2 rRNA genes are annotated in these 5502 nt (G+C 51.7%); both read left to right on the top strand.

Annotation, left to right across the window (positions count from 1 at the left end):
* Positions 1-552 precede the first annotated feature (552 nt).
* Positions 553-2078 (top strand): 16S ribosomal RNA (locus tag ACN08Z_RS08305).
* A gap of 340 nt (positions 2079-2418) precedes the next feature.
* Positions 2419-5500, top strand: a 23S ribosomal RNA gene (locus tag ACN08Z_RS08310).
* The 16S and 23S rRNA genes sit together here, the layout of an rRNA operon.
* Positions 5501-5502 lie beyond the last annotated feature (2 nt).

Genomic DNA, 5502 nt, shown 5'->3' on the forward strand with positions numbered 1-5502 from the left:
GTGTTTTGGGTGGGTGTAGAGTAGTACGAGTCGTCAGGGCGTGTGAGTGTTTATCGCTCCTTGTCAGATGATGTTTTTGATAATTTTATGAGTGGTTTTCCTTGGTTTTCTGGGGATGGTTTGTTGGCTGGGTTTTTCTGGTTGGTGGGTTGTTTCTGGTTTGCTGTGTGGTGTGTTTCACTTGTTTTGGTGTTGCATGTTGCGGGGGATTGCTGGTAAGGTTATCTGGTTGCCTGCTTTGGTGGGTGGCTGAAAAATGAGATTGACCGGCGTGGTTGTCACTGGGATTTTTTTCTTGGTGTGGTTGCGTGTGGTTTGTTGCTTGAGAACTCAATAGTGTGCTTTTTATTGTTCATAGCATCATCACGTGAGTGTGGTGGTGTGTGACTACAACTGATACCAAATTTTTTATATATTTTATTTTGATATAACCTTTTTGGTTTCAGAATGACAGCATTGAAATGATGACCGAGTCACCGTACCCCGTGTGGCGTTTGAGGTTGTTGTTTTGTTTTTTATTTTGAGATCAGGTTTTCAAATGTCTTTTGTTTTCTAACGGAGAGTTTGATCCTGGCTCAGGACGAACGCTGGCGGCGTGCTTAACACATGCAAGTCGAACGATGAAGCTCCAGCTTGCTGGAGTGGATTAGTGGCGAACGGGTGAGTAATACGTGAGTAACCTGCCTTTGACTCTGGGATAAGCCTGGGAAACTGGGTCTAATACTGGATATGACCATTCTTCGCATGGAGTTTGGTGGAAAGGGTTTGTACTGGTTTTAGATGGGCTCACGGCCTATCAGCTTGTTGGTGAGGTAATGGCTCACCAAGGCGACGACGGGTAGCCGGCCTGAGAGGGTGACCGGCCACACTGGGACTGAGACACGGCCCAGACTCCTACGGGAGGCAGCAGTGGGGAATATTGCACAATGGGCGCAAGCCTGATGCAGCGACGCCGCGTGAGGGATGACGGCCTTCGGGTTGTAAACCTCTTTCAGCAGGGAAGAAGCGAAAGTGACGGTACCTGCAGAAGAAGCGCCGGCTAACTACGTGCCAGCAGCCGCGGTAATACGTAGGGCGCGAGCGTTGTCCGGAATTATTGGGCGTAAAGAGCTTGTAGGCGGTTTGTCGCGTCTGCTGTGAAAGACCGGGGCTTAACTCCGGTATTGCAGTGGGTACGGGCAGACTAGAGTGCAGTAGGGGAGACTGGAATTCCTGGTGTAGCGGTGAAATGCGCAGATATCAGGAGGAACACCGATGGCGAAGGCAGGTCTCTGGGCTGTAACTGACGCTGAGAAGCGAAAGCATGGGGAGCGAACAGGATTAGATACCCTGGTAGTCCATGCCGTAAACGTTGGGCACTAGGTGTGGGGGACATTCCACGTTTTCCGCGCCGTAGCTAACGCATTAAGTGCCCCGCCTGGGGAGTACGGCCGCAAGGCTAAAACTCAAAGGAATTGACGGGGGCCCGCACAAGCGGCGGAGCATGCGGATTAATTCGATGCAACGCGAAGAACCTTACCAAGGCTTGACATACACTGGATCGGATCAGAGATGGTTTTTCCCTTCGGGGCTGGTGTACAGGTGGTGCATGGTTGTCGTCAGCTCGTGTCGTGAGATGTTGGGTTAAGTCCCGCAACGAGCGCAACCCTCGTTCTATGTTGCCAGCACGTTATGGTGGGGACTCATAGGAGACTGCCGGGGTCAACTCGGAGGAAGGTGGGGATGACGTCAAATCATCATGCCCCTTATGTCTTGGGCTTCACGCATGCTACAATGGCCGGTACAATGGGTTGCGATACTGTGAGGTTGAGCTAATCCCAAAAAGCCGGTCTCAGTTCGGATTGGGGTCTGCAACTCGACCCCATGAAGTCGGAGTCGCTAGTAATCGCAGATCAGCAACGCTGCGGTGAATACGTTCCCGGGCCTTGTACACACCGCCCGTCAAGTCACGAAAGTTGGTAACACCCGAAGCCGGTGGCCTAACCTTTTGGGGGGAGCCGTCGAAGGTGGGATTGGCGATTGGGACTAAGTCGTAACAAGGTAGCCGTACCGGAAGGTGCGGCTGGATCACCTCCTTTCTAAGGAGCTCAATCTTTTGGTTGGCCTGGTTTGTTCACGAGTGTTGGACACTGGGTTTGCTCATGGGTGGAATGTTGGTTGTGGTTTTTGGATGGTAGAGGGCGCATTGTTGGGTTTTGAGGTTGCAGGCTTTGGTTTGTGATTCTCGTTTTGCCTGGTGCTGATGGGTGCTGCTGTTTTTTGTGGTGGTGTTTGTTGGTAGTTGGGTTGTTGTTTGAGAACTGTATAGTGGACGCGAGCATCTTCTGGAAACTGTTTGAATGATTTTTGTTGTTTGGATGTGTTTCTTTGATTTGTAAAACTTAGTTATTTTGAAATAATCTTTGATTATTTTGTGTGTCGTAAGTCATTAAGGGCACACGGTGGATGCCTTGGCATCAGGAGCCGATGAAGGACGTGTGAATCTGCGATAAGCCTCGGGGAGTCGATAACAGGACGTTGATTCGAGGATTTCCGAATGGGGAAACCCAGCAAGTTGTAAGGCTTGTTACCACCAGTTGAATGTATAGGCTGGTTGGGGGGAACGCGGGGAAGTGAAACATCTCAGTACCTGCTGGAAGAGAAAATAAATAATGATTCTGTGAGTAGTGGCGAGCGAAAGCGGATGAGACTAAACCTGTGGTGTGTGATACCGGTTAGGGGTTGCATCATGGGGGTTGTGGGAGCAGCGTGGTAGTTCTAACTGGCTACTGGCTTGATGTCGTGTTGGGTAGGTGAAGGCCTTGGGATGGGCTGCCGTAGAGGGTGAGAGTCCCGTAACCGAAATTTGACACGCCGGGCGTTTGTTTTCCCGAGTAGCACGGGGCTCGTGGAATCTCGTGTGAATCTGCCAGGACCACCTGGTAAGTCTAAATACTTCCTGATGACCGATAGTGAATCAGTACCGTGAGGGAATGGTGAAAAGTACCCCGGGAGGGGAGTGAAATAGTACCTGAAACCGTGTGCTTACAAGCCGTTGGAGCCTTTTGGGGTGACAGCGTGCCTTTTGAAGAATGAGCCTGCGAGTTAGTGTTCTGTCGCGAGGTTAACCCGTGTGGGGTAGCCGTAGCGAAAGCGAGTCTGAATAGGGCGTTTGAGTGGCAGGATCTAGACCCGAAGCGGAGTGATCTATCCATGGCCAGGTTGAAGCGACGGTAAGACGTCGTGGAGGACCGAACCCACTTCAGTTGAAAATGGAGGGGATGAGCTGTGGATAGGGGTGAAAGGCCAATCAAACTCTGTGATAGCTGGTTCTCCCCGAAATGCATTTAGGTGCAGCGTCGTGTGTTTCTTATCAGAGGTAGAGCTACTGGTTGGCCGATGGGCCGTATTGGTTACTGACGTCAGCCAAACTCCGAATGCTGGTAAGTGAGAGCGCGGCAGTGAGACAGTGGGGGATAAGCTTCATTGTCGAGAGGGAAACAGCCCAGACCATCAATTAAGGTCCCTAAGCGTGTACTAAGTGGGAAAGGATGTGGAGTTGCTTAGACAACCAGGAGGTTGGCTTAGAAGCAGCCATCCTTGAAAGAGTGCGTAATAGCTCACTGGTCAAGTGATTCTGCGCCGATAATGTAGCGGGGCTCAAGTACACCACCGAAGTTGTGGCAATGAGATTTTTCTTGTTGGGTAGGGGAGCGTCGTGTATTCGGTGAAGCTGCGGTGTGAACTGTGGTGGAGGGTATGCGAGTGAGAATGCAGGCATGAGTAGCGAATCACGGGTGGGAAACCCGTGCGCCGGATGATCAAGGGTTCCAGGGTCAAGCTAATCTGCCCTGGGTTAGTCGGGGCCTAAGGCGAGGCCGACAGGCGTAGTCGATGGATAACGGGTTGATATTCCCGTACCGACGAAGAACCGTCAATACTGAATTGGTGATGCTAACTATGCGATGCTGGTGTGCCTTCTTTTTGGGGGTGTGCTGGTTGGTTGTAGGGTCCTATCCTTGGAGGTAAACGTATTAACAGGTGTGACGCAGGAAGGTAGCCAAGCCACGCGGTGGTTGTCGTGGTCTAAGCGTGTAGGGTATCCAGTTGTTAAATGCGCTGGTGTTGGCCTGAGACGTGATGGGACTCCTTTGTGGAGGATTTGGTGATCCTATGCTGCCGAGAAAAGCATCGGCGTGAGGTTCTAGTTGCCCGTACCCTAAACCGACACAGGTGATCAGGTAGAGAATACTAAGGCGATCGAGAGAATCATGGTTAAGGAACTCGGCAAAATGCCCCCGTAACTTCGGGAGAAGGGGGACCTTGAGCGTGAACTGCCCTTGCGGTGGGGAGCGTGTATGGGTCGCAGAGACCAGGGGGAAGCGACTGTTTATCAAAAACACAGGTCCGTGCGAAGTCGTAAGACGATGTATACGGACTGACTCCTGCCCGGTGCTGGAAGGTTAAGAGGATTGGTTAGCTCTTTTGGGCGAAGCTGAGAATTTAAGCCCCAGTAAACGGCGGTGGTAACTATAACCATCCTAAGGTAGCGAAATTCCTTGTCGGGTAAGTTCCGACCTGCACGAATGGAGTAACGACTTCCCTACTGTCTCAACCATGAACTCGGCGAAATTGCAGTACGAGTAAAGATGCTCGTTTCGCGCAGCAGGACGGAAAGACCCCGTGACCTTTACTATAGTTTGGTATTGATGTTCGGTGTGGCTTGTGTAGGATAGGTGGGAGATGTTGAAGCCGTGACGCTAGTTATGGTGGAGTCGTTGTTGAAATACCACTCTGGTCATATTGGATGTCTAACTTCGGGCCATGATCTGGTTCAGGGACAGTGCCTGATGGGTAGTTTAACTGGGGCGGTTGCCTCCTAAAGTGTAACGGAGGCGCCCAAAGGTTCCCTCAGCCTGGTTGGCAATCAGGTGTTGAGTGTAAGTGCACAAGGGAGCTTGACTGTGAGACTGGCAGGTCGAGCAGGGACGAAAGTCGGGACTAGTGATCCGGCGGTACGTTGTGGAACGGCCGTCGCTCAACGGATAAAAGGTACCTCGGGGATAACAGGCTGATCTTGCCCAAGAGTCCATATCGACGGCATGGTTTGGCACCTCGATGTCGGCTCGTCGCATCCTGGGGCTGGAGTTGGTCCCAAGGGTTGGGCTGTTCGCCCATTAAAGCGGTACGCGAGCTGGGTTCAGAACGTCGTGAGACAGTTCGGTCCCTATCCGCTGCGTGCGTTGGAAATTTGAGAAAGGCTGTCCTTAGTACGAGAGGACCGGGACGGACGAACCTCTGGTATGTCAGTTGTACCGCCAGGTGCATGGCTGATTGGCTACGTTCGGGAGGGATAACCGCTGAAGGCATCTAAGCGGGAAGCCTGTTTTGAGATGAGATTTCCTTGCCCTTTGTGGGTGTGAGGTTCCCTATAGATGATGGGGTTGATAGGCCGGGTATGGAAGCAAGGACGTGAGACTTGTGGAGTTGACTGGTACTAATAGACCGAAGGCTTATGTTTAT

Origin of the sequence: Rothia sp. P7181 (assembly GCF_048513015.1) — a bacterium.
In the GTDB taxonomy this organism is placed as follows: domain Bacteria; phylum Actinomycetota; class Actinomycetes; order Actinomycetales; family Micrococcaceae; genus Rothia.